The sequence below is a fragment of the Estrella lausannensis genome (assembly GCF_900000175.1).
Lineage (GTDB): Bacteria > Chlamydiota > Chlamydiia > Chlamydiales > Criblamydiaceae > Estrella > Estrella lausannensis.
Map to the genome: position 1 here is coordinate 174,071 of NZ_CWGJ01000026.1, position 25,066 is coordinate 199,136.

The 25,066-nt window shown below is 48.3% G+C and carries 18 protein-coding genes and 2 tRNA genes; 7 read left to right on the forward strand and 13 right to left on the reverse strand.

All coding sequences use genetic code 11. The features are described 5' to 3' along the window. The first annotated feature begins 108 nt into the window (after nt 1–108). The 5 genes from ELAC_RS09920 to ELAC_RS09940 all read left to right on the forward strand — a co-directional run bounded on the left by ELAC_RS09920 (nt 109) and on the right by ELAC_RS09940 (nt 5,051). Complete coding sequence (locus ELAC_RS09920) at nt 109–666, forward strand: elongation factor P (RefSeq protein ID WP_098039129.1); 558 nt, start codon at nt 109–111, stop codon at nt 664–666. Between the two features lie 357 nt (nt 667–1,023). Next, nucleotides 1,024–1,578, forward strand: coding sequence for an acetyl-CoA carboxylase biotin carboxyl carrier protein (gene accB, locus ELAC_RS09925; RefSeq protein ID WP_098039130.1), 555 nt, complete (start codon nt 1,024–1,026; stop codon nt 1,576–1,578). Between the two features lie 21 nt (nt 1,579–1,599). Then, nucleotides 1,600–2,961 carry an acetyl-CoA carboxylase biotin carboxylase subunit gene (accC, locus tag ELAC_RS09930; protein ID WP_098039131.1) on the forward strand — a complete coding sequence of 454 codons (1,362 nt, stop codon included), beginning with the start codon at nt 1,600–1,602 and terminating at the stop codon, nt 2,959–2,961. A gap of 886 nt (nt 2,962–3,847) precedes the next feature. Next, complete coding sequence (locus tag ELAC_RS09935) at nt 3,848–4,735, forward strand: cell envelope integrity protein TolA (RefSeq protein ID WP_098039132.1); 888 nt, start codon at nt 3,848–3,850, stop codon at nt 4,733–4,735. 19 nt (nt 4,736–4,754) lie between these two features. After that, nucleotides 4,755–5,051: a hypothetical protein gene (locus tag ELAC_RS09940; protein WP_098039133.1), complete on the forward strand. Its 297-nt coding sequence runs from the start codon at nt 4,755–4,757 to the stop codon at nt 5,049–5,051. 93 nt (nt 5,052–5,144) lie between these two features. Here ELAC_RS09940 and ELAC_RS09945 read toward each other — a convergent pair whose 3' ends face one another. Then, nucleotides 5,145–5,828 carry an LOG family protein gene (locus ELAC_RS09945; protein ID WP_098039134.1) on the reverse strand — a complete coding sequence of 228 codons (684 nt, stop codon included), beginning with the start codon at nt 5,826–5,828 and terminating at the stop codon, nt 5,145–5,147. Between the two features lie 262 nt (nt 5,829–6,090). Between ELAC_RS09945 and ELAC_RS09950 the strand changes: the two genes are divergently transcribed. After that, nucleotides 6,091–6,411: a hypothetical protein gene (locus ELAC_RS09950; RefSeq protein WP_098039135.1), complete on the forward strand. Its 321-nt coding sequence runs from the start codon at nt 6,091–6,093 to the stop codon at nt 6,409–6,411. A gap of 197 nt (nt 6,412–6,608) precedes the next feature. Here the strand turns inward: ELAC_RS09950 and queG are convergent, their stop codons facing one another. From queG to ELAC_RS09975, 5 genes are all read right to left on the reverse strand, one after another. After that, entirely contained in the window at nt 6,609–7,571 is a 963-nt protein-coding gene (gene queG, locus ELAC_RS09955; protein ID WP_098039136.1) for a tRNA epoxyqueuosine(34) reductase QueG, read from the reverse strand. A gap of 10 nt (nt 7,572–7,581) precedes the next feature. Further along, a complete protein-coding gene (locus ELAC_RS09960) occupies nt 7,582–8,526 on the reverse strand; it encodes a YitT family protein (RefSeq protein WP_098039137.1) in 945 nt (314 codons plus the stop codon). Between the two features lie 186 nt (nt 8,527–8,712). Continuing rightward, a tRNA-Asp gene (locus tag ELAC_RS09965) sits at nt 8,713–8,786 on the reverse strand. A gap of 9 nt (nt 8,787–8,795) precedes the next feature. Next, a tRNA-Val gene (locus ELAC_RS09970) sits at nt 8,796–8,868 on the reverse strand. Between the two features lie 116 nt (nt 8,869–8,984). Next, the gene (locus tag ELAC_RS09975; RefSeq protein ID WP_098039138.1) at nt 8,985–9,428 is read right to left on the reverse strand and encodes a hypothetical protein; all 444 of its coding nucleotides are present in this window, start codon (nt 9,426–9,428) and stop codon (nt 8,985–8,987) included. 409 nt (nt 9,429–9,837) lie between these two features. Between ELAC_RS09975 and sthA the strand changes: the two genes are divergently transcribed. Next, nucleotides 9,838–11,232 (forward strand): Si-specific NAD(P)(+) transhydrogenase, encoded by a 1,395-nt coding sequence (gene sthA, locus ELAC_RS09980; RefSeq protein ID WP_098039139.1) that lies wholly within the window; start codon nt 9,838–9,840, stop codon nt 11,230–11,232. A 488-nt stretch (nt 11,233–11,720) separates the two neighbouring features. Here sthA and ELAC_RS09985 read toward each other — a convergent pair whose 3' ends face one another. The 7 genes from ELAC_RS09985 to ELAC_RS10015 form a co-directional block, all read right to left on the reverse strand. Beyond that, nucleotides 11,721–12,584, reverse strand: a complete 864-nt coding sequence (locus ELAC_RS09985) for a BON domain-containing protein (protein ID WP_098039140.1) — start codon at nt 12,582–12,584, stop codon at nt 11,721–11,723. A gap of 181 nt (nt 12,585–12,765) precedes the next feature. Continuing rightward, complete coding sequence (locus ELAC_RS09990) at nt 12,766–13,287, reverse strand: ferritin-like domain-containing protein (RefSeq protein ID WP_098039141.1); 522 nt, start codon at nt 13,285–13,287, stop codon at nt 12,766–12,768. A 547-nt stretch (nt 13,288–13,834) separates the two neighbouring features. Continuing rightward, complete coding sequence (locus ELAC_RS09995) at nt 13,835–16,447, reverse strand: ATP-dependent Clp protease ATP-binding subunit (RefSeq protein WP_098039142.1); 2,613 nt, start codon at nt 16,445–16,447, stop codon at nt 13,835–13,837. A gap of 71 nt (nt 16,448–16,518) precedes the next feature. After that, nucleotides 16,519–17,121, reverse strand: coding sequence for a cob(I)yrinic acid a,c-diamide adenosyltransferase (locus ELAC_RS10000; RefSeq protein ID WP_098039143.1), 603 nt, complete (start codon nt 17,119–17,121; stop codon nt 16,519–16,521). A 92-nt stretch (nt 17,122–17,213) separates the two neighbouring features. After that, complete coding sequence (locus ELAC_RS10005) at nt 17,214–20,975, reverse strand: coiled-coil domain-containing protein (RefSeq protein WP_098039144.1); 3,762 nt, start codon at nt 20,973–20,975, stop codon at nt 17,214–17,216. Between the two features lie 310 nt (nt 20,976–21,285). Then, entirely contained in the window at nt 21,286–23,193 is a 1,908-nt protein-coding gene (locus tag ELAC_RS10010) for a hypothetical protein (RefSeq protein ID WP_098039145.1), read from the reverse strand. 262 nt (nt 23,194–23,455) lie between these two features. Further along, complete coding sequence (locus tag ELAC_RS10015; protein ID WP_158227867.1) at nt 23,456–25,003, reverse strand: transglutaminase family protein; 1,548 nt, start codon at nt 25,001–25,003, stop codon at nt 23,456–23,458. Nucleotides 25,004–25,066 lie beyond the last annotated feature (63 nt).

Genomic DNA, 25,066 nt, shown 5'->3' on the forward strand with positions numbered 1-25,066 from the left:
TCCTAATCATCCCCGATTCAGAGACTCTTTCGGTATAGTTCTTTTAAGAGCTCCTTTGACAAAAGTGCTGGCATAGGCTAATCTACAAGATAAAATCTAAGGACACGTATGGTTTTAAGTAATCAAGTAACGCCGGGGATGATCATTTCGATCAATCACAAGCTTTATCGCGTCGAGACGAGCGTTAAAGTGACCGTCCCTAAAGGAACTCCGTTCATCAAAACGAAGTTACGCGATCTCTCCTCCAACAAGACGCTGGAAAAGAATTTTAAAATCAATCAGCACATCGACGACGTGGCGCTCATCGAGCGTCCTATCTCCTACCTCTATATGGAAGGTAAGGATTATCTTTTCCTGGACACCAAAAATTTAGACCAGGTGCTCGTGCCGGCGCAGATCGTGGGTGATGCGATCCATTTTCTTAAAGAAGGGGTCGAGCTTAAGGCCTCCTACTTTGGAGACACAGTGTTCGCTGTCGAGCTGCCGCAGTTTTTGGAGATCATGGTCTCTAAAATTGAGGGGGATGAGGAAAATCCGGTCATTTCGGGCGGCGGCAAAGTCGCTATCTTGGAGACCGGCGCAAAAATCGATGTTCCACCCTTTATTGAAGTAGGGGACATCATAAAAGTTGATACAAAGACAGGCGAATACGTACAAAGGGTATAACGCAGCACTTATACCGAAAGCGTCTCAAAATTTGGTTTTGGGCAACAAGAAAGCTCTCTCGGAGACTGCAAGTCACCTACTATTAGAGAGAGGAGACTTGCATTCCTTCAGTACCGAGGCTTTCTCAAAGCCCCATGCCAAATTTTGAGGCGCTTTCGGTATAGAGCCTGTACTAAAACTCCAATCGGTAGGGTTTGCTGCTGCATTGGGCTATGAGTGTCGAGAAATTATCAGAATAGGGCGTGTTACGCCGATAATTTTCTCGAAGTTTATATCCCATGGAGCGGACAAAATACACGATTTCAGTTTGTGGGCAGTCTCGTACAGCGTTGGCAATATATAAGCGGAGTTTAGCGAGTGGATTTAAAACAGATCAAAGAGTTGATGAGCGCGATGGAGAAAACCGGAACTCAGCGCCTGCGCATCAAGGAAGAGGGATATGAGCTGATGCTGGAGAGGCATGACATGCGAGCCAAAGAGGAGAGCGCTTCCATCCCTGAATATTTCAAGCCCGAATATCGTGACGATCGCTTTTTTCAAAGGACAGATGCGGCCTTCTTCAAGGCGGGAGGAGCCCCGATTCATCAGAGCGTAGCGCACAGCAGAGCGGAAATGAGCAATAATCAAGACGGGGGAACTATTGTGAGCGAAGAGATGAAGGCGAAAAAAGGAGAGGTGATCAAATCGCCGATGGTTGGAACGTTTTACATGGCTCCATCACCGGACGATCCTCCTTTCGTGAAAATTGGCGATATCGTCAGCGCGGATACAGTTCTTTGCATTATTGAAGCGATGAAAGTCATGAATGAGATCAAAGCCGGAGTGAAGGGCAGGCTCGTGGAAGTGTTGGTAGAAAATAACCAGCCGGTGGAGTTTGGCACCCCTCTTTTCCGTGTCGAAAGCAAAGAGTAGTAGCGGGGCTATTTCAATTTTATGCAAAAGGTACTTATTGCCAATCGCGGCGAGATCGCTGTCAGGGTCATCAGGGCCTGCCATGATCTTGGGCTGCAGACCATCGCGGTATACTCTGAGGCTGACAGTGAGGCATTGCATGTGCTGCACGCTGACGAGGCAATCTGCATCGGAGAACCTCCCTCGCAGAAATCCTATCTGAAAATTCCCAATATCCTCTCCGCCTGCGAGATTACGGGAGCCGACGCAATCCATCCCGGTTATGGATTTTTAAGCGAAAATCACAGCTTTGCGTCCATTTGCGAAAGTTGCGGACTTGAGTTCATCGGTCCTTCGGCCAAGGCAATCCAGCTTCTGGGTGATAAGGCACGAGCCAAAGAGACGGCTGCGAAGGCCAATTGTCCAATCATCCCCGGTTCTGACGGCGTTGTGGAGGATATGGAAAAGGCGATCAGAGAGGTCGAAAAGATCGGATTTCCCGTTTTCATCAAAGCGACCGCCGGTGGCGGTGGCAAGGGGATCCGCATTTCGCACTCGATGGAAGAGTTTAAGAAGCATTTTGCCGCTGCCAGGGCGGAGGCTGAAGTCAGCTTTGGCAATCCCAATGTCTACCTGGAAAAAATGATTGTAAACCCTCGCCACATCGAAGTGCAGGTTTTAGGCGACAAGTTCGGCAACGTCGTTCATATCGGGATTCGAGACTGCACCATCCAGAGGCGCAGACAGAAACTCATTGAAGAAACTCCATGCCCTATTCTCAGTAAGGAAAAAATTGAAGAGATCGGCGAGGCAGCTGTACGGGTTGTCAGAGAGGCCGGTTACTACTCTGCCGGCACTGTTGAGTTTTTATTAGACAGCGAGGGCCGCTACTACTTCATGGAGGTGAACACCAGGATCCAGGTGGAGCACACGGTTTCCGAGGAGCTTGCCGATATCGATCTTATCGAGCAGCAGATCCGGGTAGCCAGGGGCGAGCCGCTTCCTTTCACGCAAAAGGATATCACCTTCTCGGGCCATGTGATCCAGTTCCGCATCAACGCGGAAGATCCATCCCACCACTTCATGCCATCTCCAGGAAAGCTGGAGTATTACCTCCCGCCGGGCGGACCCCATGTCAGGGTGGACAGCGCCTGTTACTCGGGTTATGTGATACCGCCCAACTACGACTCTATGGTCGCCAAGCTAATCGTCAAGGGACGTACCCGGGAGGAGGCGATCGCGAGGGCCAAAAGGGCGCTCCGCGAGTTCCACGTCGGAGGCATCAAGACGACTATCCCTTTTCATCTCTACATGCTGGAAGACCCCAATTTCTTGCGGATGAACTACGATCTCAACTATATCGATAAACTGATCGCCGACGGGTGCCGGTTCACCCTCGACTAGCGATTATACCAAAAATGTCTCAAAATTTGGTTTGGGGTAAAGCGAAAGCCCCAAACGATCGATAAACTGCAAGTCACCTTACATTTCTACTCGTGGGTGACTTGCACTCGGGGCACTTTCGGAGAGCTAAAGGCCCCATTTCTCTGAAATTTTTTCTGTTCATTTCCTCCTCCTGAAAAATCAACGGCATCCGGCATTATACCGAAAGTCTGTCAAATTTGGCATGAAGGCTTTGAGAAAGCTGGATGCCGCTCTTTTGTTTATACCGAAAGTGTCTCAAAATTTGGCTTTTGGCAAAGAGAACGCTCTCGCGATTGAAAGATACAAAGTCATCTAATATTAGAAATATGAGGTGACTTGAGATCATTCAATCGCGAGAGTTTTCTCAAAGCCCACATGCCAAGTTTTGAGATACTTTCGGTATAATGCAGCACTCTTTAGAGACTGTCAGCGGATTCGGATTGCGTCGATTTTGGGGGCTATCTGTAAGAGCTGGTGTTGACCTCCAAAAAACGAATCGAAAGAGATTGAAAACCCAATATCAACAGGAATCGAATCCGTCAACAGTCTCTTAGCGATCTCTTGGCGGGAAATTTATGCAGTACGAGATGAACTTGTTACCAGAATATTCAATTGTGAAGTCTAAAATTAAAAAAAATTAAATATTTGAAAAACAGTAGTTAAAGTTTTAGAATGACAGCGTTTTGGAGAAGATTAATGTAATCTTTATGTCATCTTAATGAGACAAATCCAAAATCTGGCTCAGTTTGCTAACATTTTCGTTTAGCCCGCTGTAACGGATAAAAATAAACTAGGGGACGTTCACCAGCTCAAATCACACTGTTGCTGTTTGTGGATAGTCTGTAAACCAAAAGGGAAATCAGATATGAAAAGCTTGACATGGCACATCGCTTATTGCGCAGCTTTAATGACAACGTTTGCCGGACAAATCAAAGCTGAAGAAACCGAATCGACAAAAGAAGAAGTTGCTGAGACTGGTCGCGAAGAAAGAAAGACGAAAGCACTTTCATTCCTCGGCTCTCTGAAGATCAGAGGGGCAGAAGGCGAAGAGAAACAGGAAGCGGAACACGTTGAAGTGGGTAACCGTTCTTTAAGCCATGCCGAATGGGTAAAGGGCCAGGAAGCGAAAGAGAAAATTGCGACAGCGAGAAAAAATCGCGCTGAGGGCAAAGAGGGTGTTGAAAAACGTTCGCTCGAATCGGTAGAGCCAAGCGAAGAAGCTGTGGAAGATGTCACAAATGCAGAGATCATCGCTAAGCCCACTTATTACACATCCCACCAAGGTGCTATGCACCGCCCCATCGCTGTCACAGTTCTTGGCGACATCGTGACTCTGGAAGACGGCTCAGAGTGGATCGTGAAGTACAGCCACCGCTATAAGACGCTGGACTGGCTCGCCTCCGACTCGATCCTGGTGCTTCCTAACCATGCCTGGTTCTCCAGCTACTACTTCCGTTTGGTTAACCAAATGACAGGCGCTGACATCGAAGTTAACTTGTTGAAAGGTCCTATCTACAACGGTGTTTACACCCACTGGATCATTGCAATCGACTACCTTAACTGTGAACTTTGCCTTGAAGATGGTTCGATCTGGAGAATCTCTTCCGGTGATTACAGCACCATGAAAAAATGGCTGGTCAACGATACTATCATCTTGGGTATCAATGATTCTTGGCTCTCCAGCAAGCCCAATATCTTACTGAACGTCAACATGCTGAACTATGTCAGCGGTATTTGTGAAAACGGATTCTAATCCAATAGGAGGATTGACCATGGCCTTTGATCCTAACGCAGCAAGACAGATACCGGGCTCCGGTAGAAATGAAGGAATAAGAAACTACGCGCAAGACCTACAGCAGAGAGGAGTCACTGTGGTGTCCGGGCAAGGCCCCGTCGTGCACGGTGGCAGAGGGTTCGTCCAAGGCGGCCAGCCCCTTCCGGTGCAGGTAGTGCCAGTTCAGCCTGTTCAGCAAGGGGTTCCCCTGGCTGCTCAAGGCAGAGGGGTGCAATATGTGCAAAGACGCGATGTTCCTCTTTCGCAGCAGAATTTGAATCCCTACCGTAAATAATTAATGATAGATCATAATAAATCTTCATCTTAAAAGAGCTCAAGGAGCCGGGATATCCCGGCCCCTTGAGTGCATCTTCTCACCAAATCCTTATCAAAAGTTACGTTGGCCCTTGCTGGTCTTGTAGTGTTGATCGATACCGATCGCCACCTCTTCCGGATCGTTCGTGATTTTGAATAGATTCAGATCTTTAGGAGCGATGCAGCCATCACGTAGGGCACGCTCTTTTAGCCAGTCGATCAGGCCAAGCCAATAGGAAGTTCCCATTAGGTAGATTGGAAAACGATTGATCTTCTCCGTCTGGATTAAGGTTAGCGCTTCAAAGAGTTCATCGAGAGTGCCAAACCCCCCGGGTAGGAAAACATACCCTTGCGCGTAGCGGATAAACATCACCTTGCGGATGAAAAAATAGCGGAACTGCAGCTGATAGCGCCTGTCGATAAAGTGGTTGGGCTCGGCTTCATTCGGCAGGTCGATACTTAGGCCGCAGGAGTTGCCGCCGGCAGCCTGGGCACCTTTGTTGGCCGCCTCCATGAGACCGGGGCCGCCGCCGGTAATCACTGCAAACCCTTTTCTGGAAATATGCTCGGCCACGTCAATGGCCATGTTGTAGTAGGGGCTGGCCGGCGGCAGGCGCGCTGATCCGAATATGGAAACGGAAGGCCCAAGGGCGGTCATCGTCTCAAAGCCATCAACGAATTCGGAAATGATACGAAATACGCGCCACGAATCGATCGCGAGCAGCCGTTTAGATCTTTGCTTTTCATCATCGAACATAAGGGGGTATCGCTCTTAAGGTTAAAGGAATGTTTGAGTCAAGCCAAACAGCCATTAGAAGATTCTGTTCGGACAACCCCTCGGTTTATATCTAAAAAATTTTAAAGAGGATAGGAAATTTCCCGGGAAATGGAAATGATAGTATGAAAAATTAATATATATTAAAGGTAATTGTTGATTTATAAATTCTTAATTTATTAAAATAGTTGTTTGTTTGTGTAAAAAATTATAATACTAGTGCTTTTGAAAGGTAGAAGAATTTATGATCCACAGAGACCGTTTTATTTCGCGCGCCTGTCCTTTGATGTTTGGGGCTCATCATCCGATCAACTACCCGATCAGGGGCTGGCTGGACGACGACAAAAAACTCCCTCATCGCCTCCGTTGCAAGGGATTCCGGGGGATATTGATGGTGCTTGGAACGCTTGTTTACATTGCAGAAGAGTCCAGTGGCTACAGCTCTTTCTCCGTCTCCAGGGAGAAGGTAAAAGAACCCTTCAGCCACAAGCAGCAGTTTGGCCCTGTCAACTTCGCCAAACCTTCGTCTCCCTCCGTCGTTAGCTATTCCTTAAAAAGACGCTAAAGGATTTTAAATCCGATCGCGGGGATTATACCGAAAGTGCCTCAAAATTTGGCTTTTGGCAAAGAGAGGGCTTTCGGGATTGAGATATTGCGTCACTTACACACACTCCTAAGTCACTAAAGACCAAATTTGACGGTAAAGCATACTGATTTGAGTTTGAGAACAGTCTATGAGATTCCGTCTGGAGGCAAAATAGGCTATTTCAGCTCGTGGGCTGCCTCTAGTGCCCAGGGGAGCGTCTCGGCATTGGCCTTTAGTCCTAAAGCTCCACGGCGGTTCAGGGGACTGCCAAAAGTGGGACTGCCATAAAGTTCCTCCGGCATCGTTAGAAGAGCTTCCAGCCTATCTCTTGTGATATAAGCTCCCTGTCCTTTCTCCTGGGAAAATTCCGTGTGGAGGGAGAGGGGCTTCCTTACATTATGAGGGCACACGTCCTGACAGATGTCGCAGCCGAAAATATAACCGGGATTGCGCACCTTTTCGGGGTTTTCCAGAGGGCCTTTCGATTCGATAAGCAGGGAGGAGAGGCACTTGGCCGCGTCTACGCGGTAGGGTGCGATGATGGCAGAGGTGGGACAGGCGTCGAGGCATTTGGTGCAGCTGCCGCATCTGGGCATGCGTGCTTTGGAGGCTGTGCGTGGCAGGTCGAGAGATGTTAAAATACCTGAAATAAGAACGAAGGTGCCGAATTTGGGGTGGATCAACAGGGTGTTTTTGCCTACGAAACCAAGGCCTGCTTTGGCAGCAAGGGCCTTTTCCAGTAGAGGGAACGAGTCGCTGAAGCCCCGGGCGATGCCCTCCTTCCCCGACCTTTTCTCAAGCCAGCAGATAAATTCTTTCAGCTGCTTTTTGTGGATGCGGTGGTAATCGCGGCCTCTCGCATAACTGGCGATGAGCCCTTTGCCCTCTTCAAACGGCAGTTTTTCTTGCTTGTAGTGGGTGACGAACATGATGACCGATTTCAGGTCGGCAAACAGCGACTTTGGATCAATCCTAATGCGGTTTTCCATGTACGCGAGGTGAGCGTTTAGCCCATCTTTGAGCCATGTATCGTAAGCATCGGCATCCTCTTTGGGGATCTCCGGATCGCATATGCCGCAATCATGAAAGCCAGATCGGAGTGCTGCCTCATGGATTTCCGCGAAAGAGATCTCGTCCATGTTCCTTATTCTATTTTGCCTTGCGACCTATCAGCGCTTTACCAATCTTCTTGATGACGCTGGGTTTGGCTTTTCGACGTGCCGTGTTGTTTTCCATGCCGTAGGCTACCTCGTGGAGGTTTTCGATTGCGATGAAAGCCGCCGGGTCGTTGCGGTGGATCAGATCTTTCAGTTCGGAAAGCTGAAGACGTTCCGCTATGACATAGAGGATCTCTTTTTCAGCGCCTGAGAATCCGCCTCTGCCGTACATGACGGTAACTCCGAGTCCCAGCTCGTTAATGATCGCTTCTCTGACTTCTTGCGACTTCGAAGAGACCACCATGACAGATTTAGTTTCGTCAAGGCCGACAATGACGGCGTCCATCACTTTGATCACGACCATATATGTGATGAGAGAGAGTAACGGAGGGTGCCAGTCCTTGCTGATCAGGCCGAAAGCACCAAAGATGACAATATTGCAGGCTAAAACAACCTGCCCGACGCTGACGCCCACTTTTTTGGATAGCAAGATGCCCATGATCTCTGTGCCGTCGAGGCATCCGCCATAGCGGATAATGAGGCCCAGGCCAATTCCGAGGATGGCTCCTCCGATGACAACGACTTCGAGGCTTTCGCCGTCAAAGTGCCATGTTAAATAATTGTGGATGAGGGTGAATGAGAGCGCGAACGAAAAGACTGCAAAGATGAAGTGGAAGAGGAAGATCTTTCCTATCGAGCGGTAGGCTGTCACTAGAAAGGGGAGGTTGAGAGCAACCAGAAAATAGGGTAAGTAAGATTGGGCTGTCAGGCCGCTTAAGATCATCGCGATACCAACAATTCCGCCGTCGATCAGCTGATTGGGTATCAAAAACACCTCGATGGCAAAGGCGGCCAGGAAAGCACCGATGACCATCCAGACGAGAAGAAACAGTTCGTGTATGATTGAGCGCTTTGCGCTCGCGTGGGCTAAGGCCATAGTGGTTACTTCCTTTCCTATCGGGCTTGAGTGAAGATTCTAGTTTTTAGCCACTTTCTTCACGTGCGGAAGCATACACTATTTCTAGCTAAAACTCAATAGGAAGCGAAGGATTGTCTATCAGAAATTTTGTGTTTTTTTGGGGATCGAGCGGTTTGCCAGATATTTGGCGCTCGATAAAAGATTCGCGAGAGACGGGACTCGAACCCGCAACTTCCGGCGTGACAGGCCGGTGCTCTAACCAATTGAACTACTCCCGCATATCGATTTGGGCGCAACAGGACTCGAACCTATGACCGCCTGTGTGTAAGACAGGAGCTCTACCAACTGAGCTATACGCCCCTCGAAAGGAAGAACAAAGTTACTAGATTTTGCCAATTATTCGCAAGGGGATTCCTGCGAAAGGAGTGAAATTGAATTTAGAGTGCTGAAAATTAAGTGTTAAGAGTCAACAGTGGCTAATTTAGGGGAAGCCACTTTTCATTGACGTTGAACCTTTTGTTAAGATGGCGCGTCTGCTCGTCCTCGACAAGCTTATCATTGGCTTTGTCGGGCACCATCTCTTTCAGTAGGGTTTCGGTTCTTTTCAGGAGAATGGCGGCATGCTTCCAGTCCTCCTCGCTTAGCTTCTGAGGATTTTCTGTGAATTTTTGAACGGTGGAACGTTTCACCTTCAGTTTTTCGAAGATCTTGCTGTCTTTGGCTTTGAGCCGATTGATGTTGAGCTCCAAGTCTTTGATTAGTTTCTTTTTCTCTTCGGCAAGCTCCGGGCTGGTCTCTTTTTTTGGAGGAGGGGGTTTGCCGGAAGCTTTATCGGCCTCATTCAGCAGCCTCTCCACTTCCATTTTGTGCAAACCCTGCGCGAGAGACTCTTCCACTTTGGTAAAATTGGTTTTTCCCATACAAGATCCTCTTTGAAAAAAAGCTCCGCTTCCTTAGGATTCTAAAAATATTTTAACACGTTCGGATTTTACTGTCATCTTTTGAAAATAGCCTGTCCATAGCTGGAAAAACACACATAGAGAGCCGAGCGGCATATAATTTGCTACAGACAATTATCATAACGTGATAAACCTTAGTTTGGGCAAGTGCTTGTCAAGCCGCTGTCCTGCATTGATTTTAGCGAGGGTGACCACGGGGCTTAAAGAGAGCGGGCGCGTATCTCGTTTGGCGCATTGATAGCAGAAAGATCATGCGATCTAGGCACCAAGCGCAGAAGAAACGCATCGAAAAAGTTTTTTTTCATCGAGAGCGGGTGAAAAGAGTCTCTTTCAATGCATTTCGGTATCAACGGAAAAGGAAAAAACCTCTATGGAAGAGATAAAAGCCGATGTAGTGGTGATTGGATCGGGGCCGGCCGGGCAGAAGGCGGCGATTCAGGCGGCTAAACTGGGAAAATCTGTTGTCGTAGTGGAAAAGGAGCCGACTCCCGGCGGCAATTGCCTCTATTCCGGAACCATCCCCTCGAAGACGCTGCGTGAAGCGATCATCGACCTGACACGCTTCTATGAGAGGCAATACCGCGATGTCCGCGATATAAAAGAGGTCACGATATCCGAGTTAAACAGCCGCTTGAGCCAGGTGATCGAAGAAGAGCGGACGATGATCAGCCGCCAGTTCAAGAAAAATAACATTCGCTTCCTGCATGGCACAGGCCGGTTTGAAAATCCCCATACGCTTCTCATTGTGGACAGCGACTACCGGCTTTCCTATCAGATCAAGGGGGAGTCTTTCATCATCGCGACAGGATCTGTCCCGAGAAACCCCACGGGTGTTCCATTTGACGATAAGATCATTTTGGACTCGACACGTCTTCTCCGGATTGAACGGGTGCCAAAGTCAATGCTGGTTCTCGGGGGTGGTATCATCGGCTCTGAGTACGCCTCCTTTTTCGCAGCCCTTGGCACCGAAGTCACCATCATCGATAAGAAGGATCATATTCTTCCTCTGCTTGACTCTGAAATCGGCATCCACTTGCAGACATCGCTGACCGACATAGGCCTTCGCTTCAAAGGACGGAAAGAACCGGCAGAGATCATCAAAGAGGAAAATAGGGCTGTCGTTAAGTTTAAAGACGGAACAAGCCTATCTGCAGACTGTTTACTCTATGCCCTCGGCCGCGAAGCCAACGTCGAGTCGCTGCATATCGAAAACTGCGGACTGACAAAAAATGACAAGGGCTATTTGCCCGTCAATGCCCTCTTTCAGACGCCGGTGTCTCACATCTATGCGGTTGGAGATGTTATCGGAGGCCCTAGCTTAGCTTCGACCAGTATGGAGCAAGGAAGGCTTGCCGCAAGACACGCTTGCGGCGTTGAGACGCACCACTTCCCAACCTTCTATCCGATCGGTATCTGGACCATTCCGGAGATCTCCTGCTGCGGATATACCGAAGACCAGCTGCGCGAGCTGGGTTTTCAGTATGAAGTGGGCAGAGCCTATTTCTATGAGATCTCAAGAAGCCACATTGTGGGCGGGTCAACTGGCCTGATGAAACTCATATTCCACAAGGAAACGCTCGAAATCCTCGGTATCCACGTGATCGGCAGGGGAGCGGCCGAGGTTGTTCACATCGGCCAGGTCGCCGTGTCGTTCCGCGCTAAAATCGACTACTTTATCGATCACATTTTCAACTATCCAACCTACGCGGAAGCTTATCGTATTGCTGCTTTGAACGGCATCAACAAGATCAAGCACCGTCGCTGAGCATGAGGTGTTCCCCGCGGTTTCAATACCGTTATCCCTTAGGAAAGGGGAGCATTGAATTCATGAGGAACCCATTTATACCGAGGCAACTTGAAGAATTGGTCTTTGGCTTCGTTGGGTTTATACCGAAATTCTCTCAAAATTTGGCATGGGGGCTTTGAGAAAGCCTCGGGATTGAATGATCGCAAGCCACCTCATATTTCTAATATTAGGTGGCTTGCGATCATTCAATTGCGAGAGCTTTCTCTTTGCCAAAATCCAAATTTTGAGAGAATTTCGGTATACTTAAGAATTTTCGTTCTCACTCGCGCCTTGCCTCTCGGCAATGGTCGCTCGCTCCGGACAAAAATTCTTAAGGCCCTCCTGGCCAAATTTCCAATTCTTCAAGTTGTTTCGGTATAGTGAAGGCTGTCTATTTGTTCTTTGACTCGGGAGAGTGAATTGTTCTCCCGAGTCAAAGAGTGTTTAAATAATGCATTGAAGCGGAGTTAGCTGTTATTTAACACGCGGAGTTCGCTCTTCACGGATTTGACCCCTTCGATTTGCTGAATCTCGTTTACCAGCTTTTGCTGGTCACCGGGGTTTTTAATCGCTCCTTGCAAGGTAACGATTCCGTTTTTAGTGTTCAGAGCAATCTCATTGTAGTTTTTTCCAAGCCAGTTTTTTCCGATGTTGTCACGAATTTTTTTATTCAGCTGTCTGTCTGCCGTAGTTGCTGCTTTGTCCTGAGGAAATTCTGAACCTGGTAACTCCATTTTGTGTTGACCGGATTGTTCCATTTGATCTTGAGCGGGCTTTTCCATGGTGTTTTGCTCCCCGACAGTGACTTGACTGTTCAGGCTAATGACTCCTTTCATGTTGCGAATCTCTTCTTCCAATTTTGATTTGTCCACCGACGTGCCAACCTGGCCTTGCAATACAACGTTTCCATTGCTTACACGGGCGGTTACGCCTGCATAGGATTTTGAGAGCCAGCCTGAATCGAGCTTATCGTGAATCTGTTTCGCAAGTTCTGCATCGGTCAATTGCATGGAGTTGTCATGGGCATTGCTGGCGACGTAGTTTTTGCTCGTTGGATGAAAACTGCCTTGTTGCCTATTGGCAGGGTCACTTTGGCGGTTTTGATCGGTTTTATTGGTGTCGTTTCGATTGTATCCCCCGTTTTCATCGCTTCGATGGTATCTTTGGCCCTCACCATGGTGGTAACCGCCTGAATGATGGCATCGGTCGTTTGAGCGGCAGCTTGGGCAGGACGATCTGGAATCTTGGTAGTAGTAATCTGCATGAGCGCTCGTGGCAAAGCCTGATGCGAAAATCATTGCCAGAAGACCGGTAATTTTCGTGGTATCCATAGTTTCTCCTTTAGTTGGTTATTCCATCGACTGCTAAGAGAGTGTCCACAAGCTGAAATCGTATGATTTGTTTGTGGGGCAGTCTCTTAGCAAGCCCTATTTTTTCGTCAAATTCCGGGAGGGTGGTGCCACATGATTGCTTGCAGAGCCCCCTTCCGAATTAAGAATACCGCCTGTCGGCTTATCGCTGAGCAGTAAGGGCTTTTGCCTGCTGATTGATACCAGATTTCAGCAGACCTCCCTCGGCAATTTTGGTTAATTTTTTATCTGCATTTCCTTCTTCGTCCAGCGAGGCCTGGAGAAGATCGGCTACCTTGCCAAGCTCCATTTCCCTGGCAAATGTGCGAGCGGTTCCATAGGCCGCGATTCCGTAGTGCGTGATGCGCTGCGCTTTGGAGATGATTAATACATCGCAGAGAGACGATTTCGATCTGAAATCGTGAAGCACGCTTTTGCACTCTTCAATCAGCCCTTTCATTGCCGGGCAGAACTTTTCTTCTCTCTTCACATTCAGAATGTCGAAGATTTTTTCGAGACGCTCAACGTGTGTTTTTGTCTCTACCAAATGGGATTCAAGAGCATGTTTCAAATCCGGGGATTCTGACGCTCTGATCATTTCGGGCATGGCCTCAACGATTTGCCGCTCAGCGCTCAATAAATCAGACAATTCATTGATGAGTAAGCTTTTAAAGGTTTTTTCCATGAACGACCTCCTTGTCCTTGTTTGTTGTCAGGATAAAAATAAAATCTAAGTTATAAGCTTCGAAAAATAATTCAGCTTATTAATCCAATAGGGTGAAAATTTTTTCGAAACCTATAATTCTACGGAGGAGTAAAGCATACTGATTTGAGTCTGCGGGCTGTCTCTGATATTGGAAAAATGTGAACTGGATGCGACTTACTAAATTGCGAAAGAGGAGTGGGGGTTATGTGTGCTAAGAGATTGTCCACAAACTGAAATCGTATGATTTATTTGTGGTCAGTCTCTAAGTTGAATCTTAGATACTTTCTCTCTAAATCAAGTTTCCTCTTATCCCCACATTCTACCGGAACAGCTTTGTTGTATAGTTAAAAAGTTGCGGTTTGTTTTCATTTTGGGAACGCTTGTTTTTTAGCAAGTTGAAGCGCTCGGGCGAAACTTAAATGAGGTGTGTGGGAGATATCGTGGAGTGTCTTGAAAGCCTTGTCAATCACAAAGCAGTCCATGGTTTTCACTGGTGTAGGGGGAAAACCATGGACTTTTGGAAAGGTTACCGAGCTACCTTTTTCATTTTGGCGGTGTAGGCAATTTCCTTGTCCTTAACATCCAGTTCGACGATGGTTCCTGGAGGTATTTTCCCTTCCAGAATGCCTCTTGACAAGGGGTTGACAACGGCGTGCTGGATAAGCCGTTTGAGCGGCCTCGCTCCGAAATGGGGGTCGTAACCCTCTTCTGCCAATAACCTCACAGCGTTGTCCGACCAGGACAACTCGTTCTTACGCTCCTCCATCCTTTTTTTCAGCGTATCGAGCTGAATTGCGACAATTTTCTCCATATCACTCTCCTTAAGCGGCAGGAAAGGGAGTATTTCGTCCAGGCGGTTGATGAATTCGGGGCGGAAGTGGCCTTTGACTACCGGCTCGACAATCTGCAGAATCTCCTCTTTATCAAATGACTTTTTCTTCTCTTCCATTTTGGCAAGGAGACGGTCTGAGCCTAAGTTGGATGTCATGATGAATAGAGCGTTCCTACAGTTGACGACACGGCCTTTGCTGTCGGTGATGCGTCCGTCGTCAAAGATCTGCAGCAGGATGTTGAAAACATCGGGGTGGGCCTTTTCCACCTCATCGAGCAAGACAACGCTGTAGGGGCGGCGTCTTAAAGACTCGGTGAGCTGACCACCTTCGTCGTAGCCAACATACCCTGGAGGAGAGCCGATGATTTTGGAGACGCTGTGCTTTTCCATGTATTCAGACATGTCGAGACGCACCATCGCCTCTTCCTGATCGAATAGAATGGAGGCAAGCGCCTTGGAAAGTTCCGTTTTTCCCACTCCTGTCGGCCCGAGAAAGAGAAATACTCCCACCGGTCTTGATGGATCGGCGAGGCCGGAGCGCGATCTGCGAATCGCTTCGGATACGGCTTTAACAGCAATATCTTGTCCGACAACCCTCTTTTCAAGATCTTTTTCCAGATGCAGCAGCTTTTCGGCCTCTCCTTCCAACATCTTGTGAACAGGGATGCCAGTCCACTTGGAGACAATGTGGGCGATCAGCTGGTCGTCAACTTCCTCTTGCAAGAGACGGTGGGGCTTGGCAGACAGCTTTTGCTGCGCCTCTTCAAGCTCTTTTTGGAGTGCGGGGATTTTGTGGTAGCGGATTTCGGCTACTTTTTCGTAGTCGAGTTTACGCTCCAGCTCCTCCTCTTGAAATTTTATCTTTTCAAGCGCATCTTTTTTTTGCTTCAAGGTATTTAAAAGCTCCTTTTCCTGCTCCCATTCCTGGCGGAGCCGGGCGAGTTCTTCTTTGATCTTCGCGATCTTCTCTTGGATCTTTTCCTGCCGTCCCTGTTCGATCGCGCCCTTTTCCCGCTTGATCGCTTCCAGTTCGATATTGAGGGCGGAGAGCTCGCGTTCCTTGGTGTCGATGGGCAGCGGACGGCTGCCGATCTGCATGCGGATCAAAGAGGCTGCTTCATCGATCAGGTCGATCGCCTTATCGGGCAGGCGTCTGTCGGTGATATAGCGATTGGAGAGATAGACGGCCGCATGGATGGCCGACTCGGTGATGCGCACCCCGTGGAATATCTCATAGCGCTCTTTCAGCCCCCGCAAGATGGCAACGGCATCTTCGGGGCTTGGCTCGTCGACAAAGACGGTCTGGAAGCGTCTCTCCAGCGCCGCGTCTTTTTCGATGTGTTTTTGATATTCGTTTAGCGTGGTCGCGCCGATACAGTGGAGAGAGCCTCTAGCAAGCGCCGGTTTTAGCAAGTTGGCCGCGTCCATCGCTCCTTCGGCAGCTCCGGCCCCTACAAGTGTATGCACCTCGTCGATGAACAAGATGACGTTGCCCTCGCTCTTTTCGATATCTTGCAAGATAGCCTTCAGGCGCTCTTCAAATTCTCCTCGGAACTTGGTTCCCGCAATCAGGCTGCCCATGTCAAGGGTCATCAGTTGCTTGTTCTTAAGCGAGTCCGGAACGTCCCCCTGGATAATTCTTTGAGCCAGTCCCTCGGCGATAGCGGTTTTCCCCACACCCGGCTCGCCGATTAGCATCGGGTTGTTTTTGGTTCTGCGGCTCAGCACCTGCATTGTCCTGCGGATCTCTTCTTCCCGTCCGATCACCGGGTCGATTTTTCCCTTTCTTGCCAGGTCGGTTAAGTTTTTGCAGTATTTTTCAAGCGCCTGGAGATTCTCTTCTGCTGTGGGGGAGTCCATATGCCTTTCTCCTCGTATTTTTCTTATGTGCTCTTCTAAATCCTTCAGTGTGATTTTCGACTGGCTCTTCCACTTGTTGAAAGGCTCGGAGCCTCCTTTCCAGTAGGAAATGAGAAAGTGGTCGCTGGAGGTGTAGTCATCTTTCCACGCCTTTGCGATCGTTTCGGCCTCTCTGATACGATTCTGAAGAGACCAGGAGGTGGTGGGGGGCTTGGTTTCCCCTCCTGCCCATTTGGCGCTTTTGTTGATCTCGTCTTGCAGAGAGTCGATTAACGCCTTCGGGTGGAGATTTAGATGGTGAAGAATTGAAGAAAAATACCCTTCCGGCTCTTTTAAGAAGGAGAGAAGGAGGTGATTGTCGCCCACTTCCGTGTTTTTGTGGTTCTCGGCTTCGGAAAAGGCGGTTTGGATAGCTGCCCCTACGGCATCGGTGAACTTATGCTCCATGGGATTCTCCGGTTAGCGGTCAACGAATGTCATTGCTAAGTTAACAGAACCGGAGAATATCAAAAAGGGGGTTAGCTCTTTTCGGCAAGCATGGCCTGGGTGTCTTTGTTGTGCTCCCAGCGCGTCTCTTCGCTGCCGGAGAGCAAGTTGACATAGCGTGAGAGGACAAACAGATAGTCGGACAGGCGGTTTAAATAGACTAGAACGTTTTCGGAGACGTCGGCATTTTGTGCCAAGGGGTAGGCTTCCCGCTCTGACCGGCGGCAGATGCTGCGGGCCAGGTGTAAAAGGGCTGAAGCGGGATGACCGCCGGGCAAGATAAAGTAGGTGAGCTTGGGAAGGGCGCCATCCATTTTGTCTATCCATTTCTCCAGCAGAGTGATCTCTTCGCTGTCAAAACGTGTCTTGGAAATTTTAGGTGTTGATGCTAAGGATCTTGGTGTTGCCAGAGCCGCTCCGATATCGAACAGGGCGTGCTGGATAAATTCCAGCTCTTCCTTCACTTGCCTAAACTTTTGGTCGGAAGGCAGTAGCGATATGGCAGCACCGATCGCGCTGTTGCACTCATCGACAGTGCCGATGGCTTCCATGTAGTGGGAATTTTTGGGGACTCTATGCCCTGTGAAGAGGGACGTCTGCCCCTGATCGCCTGTTTTCGTGTAGATTTTTACCATCGCTTCCTCAGTTAACTTAATTCAGTTTCAGTGATAGCGATGCTAATTGGGAAATTAATAAATCTCAATAGGTACCAAAAAGTCGTCTTAATTTATGAACCTTTTGGTTTTAGAGTGTATGAAGCATCCCACACTTTGTCGTTCATACTCTTTTCATTCGGATGCAGTCTAACAGACCCCAATTCCGCCAGTTCATGACCCATCTTGTTTTTACGTTGAACCTTTTCTTCCCTTTCAATCTGGGTGTTGGCTTCTCTTAAGCCATTCTCTGCTTTTGTTTCCCTCGCCGCGTCTTCGGCTTGGAGGGGTCTGGGCAGGAGTTTGATTTGATCAAGTATATTTTTGCACTCATCTCGTCTTGCGTAAAACCCTTGCAGAGCTTGAGCGCTCGACTCTACGTTAGATTGCGTTTCCGCGACAGCGTTGCGGGCATATAGGGCCATTCCCCTCAATCCCAGATCCTGGGCCAGCAAAGATTTGGTTTCACCTTCTGGCTGTTTTTCCGGTTTTTTAAGGCCTTTATTAATAGCATCAAAAGCCTCTTGCTTCGTCATCTGGCCGAATCGTCCCTTTCCCGCCTTTTGATCTATCTCCAATTCATTTTTAAGACCCGGGAGATAGGGGGTAGATATGTTGTCGCCGGCGTTCATTTTTTTGAAACTTGTTGTGCCATTATTAATAACGTGGTTATCCCATCTCTGCATTAATTTATCGTTATCTTTGATGATCCTGCGGACTCCCTCTTGGCTAAGAGCTGCGTGGATGGCGGAAGCTGAAGTCAGATCACCGTTTTTTATGCAGGCATCCATAACATCCATCAAAGCTTCGAAGCGTCGTTCCATCGTTTTTTGTTTGTGAGGCGTTCCGTTGGTGTAGAACAAAGCTTCCTGGATGTTTAATGTCATTCCTTGGTGCGCCAACGCTAAGGGGTTGAAATCATCCAGAAGATTTTCAGCAGTAACATGTGATAAAGCGTTTGATGCAACGCTTGTGAACTCTTTGGCCATATTGGCAATTGCCTCTTCTCTTTTTTTGCCTTCAAGTTTTCCTGCAACATCGAGGGCATCACATGTAACATATTCGGTTGGATCAGAGACTCGTTGGAACAGAAACCCTTTTATATTTTCAAGGGCGCCGGAAAAGGCTTCAAGAGCCCTGCTAGAGGCTTTGGCTGCTAACTCTTTTGATGGTGCTTTGCCAATTACTCTGCCTCTTAATCCTTTCACACTCGTGGTTTTTGAAGGTGTCTCTGCTGCCTTTGTTTTATCCTTTTGCTCAACGGCTGAGCTGGCCGCTGTTTCTTGTTTGATGCCAAGTTTGCTCTCAAGCCCTTTTTTATACTCTTGCAGGTATGCCATGCGGCCCTCCAAGGCATCATGATATTTCGGGGGGGTGGCAGCCAATAGCTGATCCATTTTTCCGGCCATCTCGTCAATCTGTCTGATGATCTCCTTGTCGCTGATGCTGCCGAACATTTGTGCGGCCTGAGGGTTAATCTGGGGATTGCGGAAGGAGTCAACTTCTATTGCCTTATCTGAGAAACCGGAAATACCAAGCTTGGGTATTGATTTCTCATCTCCTTGAGCTCGGAATTCAAAGCAAGATCCATTGTCGACACGGACGGGTGTTCCGTCAGATGTGACTAGGATGTTATCCATCCCCATCCCGACAACGTCCCAGTTGGCGAGCAAAACGTCCGCTATGAAGTCCTTTTGAACTTTCGCGATAACCTCTTCTCGTTTACCCGGGTTCTCTGCCAAATATTTTCCGAGCGGTTTTGCGTCTTTCACAAACGAAGCCAGCATGACAGGTGTAGCCTCTGAAGCTGCCTGTCCATTGATGGCATCGGAGGATGTTTTGGTGTAGAGCTTGACTTCCGGAACGTCGACGCCCAGCGCTTTGTAGGCTACGTTGGCGTGGTATTCTGCGGTGATGTGCTTGGCTGCCCCTACAGCTCCCTGCTGCTGAACCGGGCCCTCTTTCTGGACAAATTTCTCTCCACCGGCCTCCATGAGCTTAGCACCTGTGGAGCCACCGATTGAGGCGTTGACTAACTTGACATCACTGAGCATGGCGGGGAAAAGAGTGGTCCCGGTGTGTATCTGAGGTGGTGTGACGGGGTGCTCAGGATTTAATATGGCTCCGGAGGTCACTGACGTGGCTCCGGTGAGTGTCGAAGCGCTGGGCAAGGGGAAATTTGCCACTGCGTCGGCAGTCGCCTCAGCCTTATCCTTTACCTCTTGCGTTTCAGTTTTTTGGGCGCTCTCTATTTCACCCAGTTTTTCCTTCCAGACTTGAGCTTGCGCTGGAGCGCTTTCTTTATTTGCCAATGCGGCCAGAGCTTTGAATGGTTTGAGAACGGCTTTTCCGATATCACTGGCAAGGCCGCTGAGGGTTTCAGCGCTGGGAAGGCCTGCTTTTATGGCGCTGCCCAGATCGGAGACGTGGCCAATAAGTCCTTTACTGATCCGGGCGCCTTCTTCGCCCTCTCCTTTCTTGCCGATTACCAGGTCACGGATGCCCCTCCCTAGAGCCTCAAAGGCTGGTTTTGCTCCTTGTGCTACATTTTGAGCGGTATCTTTTAAGTCGCCAAGAGCAGTTGAAACCCGAGCTTCAAGTGCCTCAATGTTATCGCTGTGCTTTAAACCTTTGATGGATTGAAAGGCGGATGAAACGGCAGATGAAACCGTTTCTGCTGTTGAAACAGCTTTGTCAATCAAAGTGGGATTCTGCTTTTTGAAAGCAGCCTCTTCAGCGGCCTGTTTGCCTTCCATCTTTTGGATGTTTTCTCGCAACGATTCCAGTGGTTTTGTATTGGCGCTCCTCTGATCTATCAGTGTCTGAACTTGCTTTTTTATGGAGCTTTTCATTTTAGCTTGTTCTGGATTGCTGGGATTTTCAGGGTATTTACTCAAAGTCTCCTGCAAATCTTTAAGTTGCCTGCCGATTTCGTTATCTGCTTTAGTGAGGGTAGCGAGTTCTGCTCTAGTAGCAGAGAGTTGCTCATCGTTGCGGCTTGTAGGTCTTTGCAGTTTTATGATTCCAATACGCCCGGCAAGTCCTTGGGCCAGAGGTTTGAGATTACCTGCCATCCTGGAAGCATTGGTAAGCATTGAGCTTCCTTTGGCATCTTTTAATTCCTTCAGATGGCCAGTGGCAACTTTCAGTTCGGCTTTGATGGTATTGATTTGGGCAGTATTTTCAGAAATTTGTTTATCGAGTATTCCGATTCTGTCTTTGTAGGCGTTTTTTTGAGATGCGTTGCTTGCGTTATCGCGATCCTTAGTTACTTTCTCTTTTTCGGCACTCAGCTGACTAAGAATCCTTGTTTCTGAAGCTAATTTTCTCTCAAGACCTTTTACGGAGGTCTCCAGTTTTTCGATTTTACTGTCGAGTCCTACGCCTGTTTTTTGGGAGGCTTTATCGGCAGCGGCTGATAGCAGAGCTTTCCTGTTGTCGATAAAGTCGCCTGATTCTATTTCATTGCGGGTGTCTCGTACGAGGTCAGAAACACCGCGTCCTGCGCTTGATATAGCCTTCCCTGTTGCGGACGCAAATCGTTCTAACCCTCCTTTGACAGTTTGAAAAGCGCTTTGTAGCATGCCTGATAGAGTCTTTTCTGTAGGCTGACTTTGCTTTGCCTGATGGGGAGATGCTAAGTTTTTACTGGGTGCATTACCTTGGTGCAGAGAAGGGGTCTTTGTGTCATCGGGTGTCAAATGGGTATCGTGAGCTACTCCACTTGTGTGTTGTTCATCTTGTGTCGGCTGGACGCCGCCTTGTGTCTTAGATTCTCCAAGCGAGGTCTGGAAAGAACCTGATTGAGGACCTCCGCTGTGAATAGGGGTTTCCATATTTGGCTCCTAGTGTAGATGTTTAAAAAACAATCGTCACTTACCATTAATTATATCATTTGGATGCTATTTCAATTATTAATTCGCAAATTAAATTTGATTAATTTTTTGTGAAGAATAAGCGAGAACTGCATCAAGGAATCCATCTAAATAAAATATTGAGTGGAGATGCTGTCATCTCATCGATTACTTTACGATGGGTGAGAATAGAGATTACCTGGAGGGGTTTTGCAGCCCTTGGCGTGGTCTATTACGTATATTTGGAGAGGATGTGGCTTTGAAGTAATTCAGCTAAGCTAAAATTGCCGATTTACTGAAGTTGAATACCATTTTCTTTGGCAAATTCATGGATCTTCTTGAAGTTCTCTGCCAGATCCGACTCGCCAGGAGGATTGATTCTTGAACTTTTCACACGGTTGAGACTGTTGAGAAAATATGCACAAGATGGTCTAAGTTCATCCATCTCTTTTTTTATGTCTTGGTCTGTCATTGAACCTCTTTCTGTCTCAAATTTTTCAATGTTACTTACAATTTGTGAGGCTAAAGCTGTGAGCTTGTTAAGCGCTGGTTCCCTGAGAGAATTGCGCATTTCCGCGAAATCCCTTCGAATACTGTTCTTAATTTCGTTTTGATCGACATCCAGGGAATTCAATATGGAATTTAGTCTGTCATCTGAAACTAATGCGATTGCACCCATCAAGTCTTTTGAATTTTCAGGGTTCAGTACGGAATTGACCTTCGCGCGGATTTCCTCTACTTGCTTGTGAGCCATTTCTATCTTTTGCTGCTTTACTTGACTTGCAGGTGAGGAAGTCATTTTACTTTTATTAATCCCCGTACCCTCATCACTCTCTCCCTTCTTGCCGACTAAGAGGTCACGGATGCCCCTGCGTAGAGCCTCAAAACCTTTTCTCGCCCCTTCGGCTACTTTTCCGGCACCCTCTTTTAAGTCGCCGAGTGCAGTTGAAATCCTCCCTGTAGGAGCTTTAAGGTTGTCACTCTGCGTTAAACCTTTGATTGATTGAAGGGCGGATGAGACGGCAGATGAAACTGTTGTTGCTGTTGAGACGGCTTTGCCAATCAAAGTGGGATTCTGCTCTCTGAATGTAGTCTCCTCAGCGGTTTGTTTAATCTGCATCTTTTGGATGTTCTCTCGCATCGATTCCAGCGTTTTTGTATTGGCGCTTCTCTGATTTATCAGTGTCTGAACTTGCTTTTTTATGGAGCTTTTCATTTTAGCTTGTTCTGGATTGCTTGGATTCTCAGGGTATTTACTCAAGGTCCCCTGCAAATCTTTGAGTTGCTGGTAGATTTCATCATCGGCTTTAGTGAATTTAGCGAGTTCTGCTTTGGCGGCGGAGAGTTGTTCATCGTTTTGGCTTGTAGGTCTTTGATGCTTTATGATCCCGATGCGACCGGCAAGTCCTTGGGCTAGGGGTTTGAGATTACCGGCCATCCTGGAAGCGTTGGTAAGCATGGAACTTCCCTTAGCTTCTTGCAGTTCCTTTAATTGGGAAGTTGCAGCTGTCAACTCCGTCTTGGTCATATTGATTCGACCATCAAGTTTAGAAATTTCTCTGTTGATTTGATCGAGGTTTTCCTGGAATGATCCTTTTAGAGACTGACTTGAGGCATTATCGCGCCGAGTAGTTACCCGGTCCTTCATTTCTTTCAACTGGTTAAGTTCCGTCTTGTCAGAGGCTATTTGTTGGTCAAGCTGCTTAGTGGAGGTCTCCAGTTTTTGGATCTTGCTATCGAGTCCAATACCGGTTTTTTGGGAGGCTTTGTCGGCGAGGCCAGACAATTGGGCTTTCCTATTATCGATGAAGTTCCCAGCCTCAAATTCATTACGGAGATCTCTTGCGAAATCAGAAACACCGCGTCCCGCGCTCAATATGGCCTTGGCTGTTGTGGCCGCTGCGCTGCCTAACCCGCCTTTGACAGTTTGAAATGCGCTCTTTAGCATGGCTGACAAAGTTTTGTCGGTAGGCTGGCTTTGTTGTGCTTGATCGGGACTGGCCAATTTGTGGCTCGAAGCATCGCCTTGGTGGAGGGAAGAGGTTTTTGCCTCATCGGGTGTCACACCCATGTCGTGAGCAATATTGCTTGTGTGTTGTTCACCCGATGTTTGCGGGACGCCATTCTGTGCGGAGGATTCCCCGGTCGGGGTCTGGAAAGAAACTGTTTGGGGGACTCTGCTCTGAATTGAGGGATCCATCTCGGACTCCTGGCGTGTATGTTAAAAAACAATCATCACATAGCTCTAATTATAGCATTTATTGTAAAATTTTATTATCAATTTATAAATTGATGTTGATTTTTTATTATTATAAATATCGGGGTGGTAGGGCTTATAAGCGTAAATCGGGGGAGAGGGGAGTGGCTAGGGTGTGTGAGCAGATAGAGGTGTTTTCCCCTAGGCAACACTATTGCCTGTATCTTGTCTCTCGGGCCGGAGGGGGCCGGTGCAGAAGGGATTTTTATCGACAACCTTTTGGACAGCGTTTCTCTAGTTCTTTTCTAAGCTCTTTCAGGGCTCGTGGACTGTGGTCTTCCCTGAGAGCCAACGCTTCGGCGATTTCGAGGTGCCTCCAGGACTCTTGTAGCCTGTAGCGCATCAGAAGCAGCATGGAGAGATAGTATTCAGCGGCGGGATCTTCCGGGTAGAGAGCGTGATAATCGAGAAGTAATTTTAAACCTGCTTTAAGCTTTTGTTCATTAAGGGTGTTTAGCGCAAGGGCAAAGAGGGCGCTCTTGAAACGGGGACTCTCCTGCAGGGCCGTCTCAAGCGCCTCCCTCTTTTTGGCAATCGATTCATTGGTCTCATCTACACGCATGAAGAGCGCCAAAACTCCCGAGGGCGTGGCATTGCCCTGAAGGCAGTCGTCTACCAAGGTGTGGATGCTGACGAGATAGGGGTTTTTCCTCTCTTGAACCGTTTGCAGCAGACGATAGCTCTCTTCTTTCTCTCCCTTGGCAAACAGCGCGTACCCCATCAATTCTTTTAGCAACAGATCGTCGGGAAGGTAATTCTCTGCCTTTTTATAGTAGGCCATGGCTTGAGTGAGCTCGCCTGTCTCCCAAAAAACAGACGCCTGGTTGACGTGGGCAAGGCCGATGACCTCTTTGACGTTTCTTTTTTGCAACGCTTTTGTCCCAACGCTCAAGTACTCCTCATCATCCAGATGGATGCCCCGGGCTGTGGTTTCGATGTTGATATGGCTCAACGCATCGCGGTAGCGGACAAAGATGTGTCCCGGAGGGGTGACGATTTCCATGGGGATGCCGAGCCTATCGGCAAGGCAGAGATAGAGAATGGAGACGCCAAGGCATACCCCTTTTCTCGAGTCCAGGACGGACGAGAGGAAAGTGTAGGTGTCGACCTTTTTTTCAAAAGAGGATAGGGGGGGGAAACGGTATCCCATCTCGTCGAAGATGAACGCGTTAATGGCATGGATAACGTCTTTGGGAGCGCTGTTTTTCTTAAGCTTGGCCCGGATGGAAAGTGCCATCAGATCCAGTACAGCCTCATAGGAGCGGATGGCGTCCAAGCTTTCGCTGCCAAGCTGGCTTAGAAGCAGCCCGCGTGCGAGGTCGATCTCTTCCGGCGGAAGAACAAGCACCTCTTGCTCGGTTTGAGCCACCCTTCCCTTAAGCTTGCGGTTTTGCAGTGAAAACGCCAGTTTGTCAATGGATGCCACCTCCTCGGGTGTGAGGGGAGCTGCCTCTTCCGGCCGGCCGCGATGGATGAGAAGCAGGGCGTGTTTCAGCGAGTCAATTAGAAGAGGCGCTTTTTTTGCGAAGAATGGATCTTGGATACCGGCTCCCGCAAGTTTTAGGGCATCAACGAGAGCGCGTTTGCCCTCTTCACTGTCCGGGTAGAGAGAGTAGAAGGCAAGATGCTCGAGCAGCGCCTTTGGAGGGATGCTGGAGTAAATGGCTCTTAGCTTGGGAGAGGCTTCTCCCAAAAGTGGTGAGGAGGGGCCTACGAGTAGAAAGGAGGCGATCAGCAGGATGAACAGGTGCATGGGATGTATCATCTTTTGAACTAAACTGCCCTGATTTTAGTTCAAAGATGACTATACTGATAC

What these genes read in the sequence shown, in the direction of transcription:
- ELAC_RS09985 (WP_098039140.1), bottom strand. Translation starts at nt 12,584, where the DNA reads ATGGATACCACGAAAATTACCGGTCTTCTGGCAATGATTTTCGCATCA.
- ELAC_RS10005 (WP_098039144.1), bottom strand. Translation starts at nt 20,975, where the DNA reads ATGGAAACCCCTATTCACAGCGGAGGTCCTCAATCAGGTTCTTTCCAG.
- ELAC_RS10015 (WP_158227867.1), bottom strand. Translation starts at nt 25,003, where the DNA reads ATGCACCTGTTCATCCTGCTGATCGCCTCCTTTCTACTCGTAGGCCCC.
- ELAC_RS10010 (WP_098039145.1), bottom strand. Translation starts at nt 23,193, where the DNA reads ATGGATCCCTCAATTCAGAGCAGAGTCCCCCAAACAGTTTCTTTCCAG.
- ELAC_RS09990 (WP_098039141.1), bottom strand. Translation starts at nt 13,287, where the DNA reads ATGGAAAAAACCTTTAAAAGCTTACTCATCAATGAATTGTCTGATTTA.
- ELAC_RS09975 (WP_098039138.1), bottom strand. Translation starts at nt 9,428, where the DNA reads ATGGGAAAAACCAATTTTACCAAAGTGGAAGAGTCTCTCGCGCAGGGT.
- sthA (WP_098039139.1), top strand. Translation starts at nt 9,838, where the DNA reads ATGGAAGAGATAAAAGCCGATGTAGTGGTGATTGGATCGGGGCCGGCC.
- ELAC_RS09935 (WP_098039132.1), top strand. Translation starts at nt 3,848, where the DNA reads ATGAAAAGCTTGACATGGCACATCGCTTATTGCGCAGCTTTAATGACA.
- queG (WP_098039136.1), bottom strand. Translation starts at nt 7,571, where the DNA reads ATGGACGAGATCTCTTTCGCGGAAATCCATGAGGCAGCACTCCGATCT.
- ELAC_RS09950 (WP_098039135.1), top strand. Translation starts at nt 6,091, where the DNA reads ATGATCCACAGAGACCGTTTTATTTCGCGCGCCTGTCCTTTGATGTTT.
- ELAC_RS09945 (WP_098039134.1), bottom strand. Translation starts at nt 5,828, where the DNA reads ATGTTCGATGATGAAAAGCAAAGATCTAAACGGCTGCTCGCGATCGAT.
- accC (WP_098039131.1), top strand. Translation starts at nt 1,600, where the DNA reads ATGCAAAAGGTACTTATTGCCAATCGCGGCGAGATCGCTGTCAGGGTC.
- ELAC_RS09995 (WP_098039142.1), bottom strand. Translation starts at nt 16,447, where the DNA reads ATGGAGCATAAGTTCACCGATGCCGTAGGGGCAGCTATCCAAACCGCC.
- ELAC_RS09940 (WP_098039133.1), top strand. Translation starts at nt 4,755, where the DNA reads ATGGCCTTTGATCCTAACGCAGCAAGACAGATACCGGGCTCCGGTAGA.
- ELAC_RS10000 (WP_098039143.1), bottom strand. Translation starts at nt 17,121, where the DNA reads ATGGTAAAAATCTACACGAAAACAGGCGATCAGGGGCAGACGTCCCTC.
- ELAC_RS09960 (WP_098039137.1), bottom strand. Translation starts at nt 8,526, where the DNA reads ATGGCCTTAGCCCACGCGAGCGCAAAGCGCTCAATCATACACGAACTG.
- ELAC_RS09920 (WP_098039129.1), top strand. Translation starts at nt 109, where the DNA reads ATGGTTTTAAGTAATCAAGTAACGCCGGGGATGATCATTTCGATCAAT.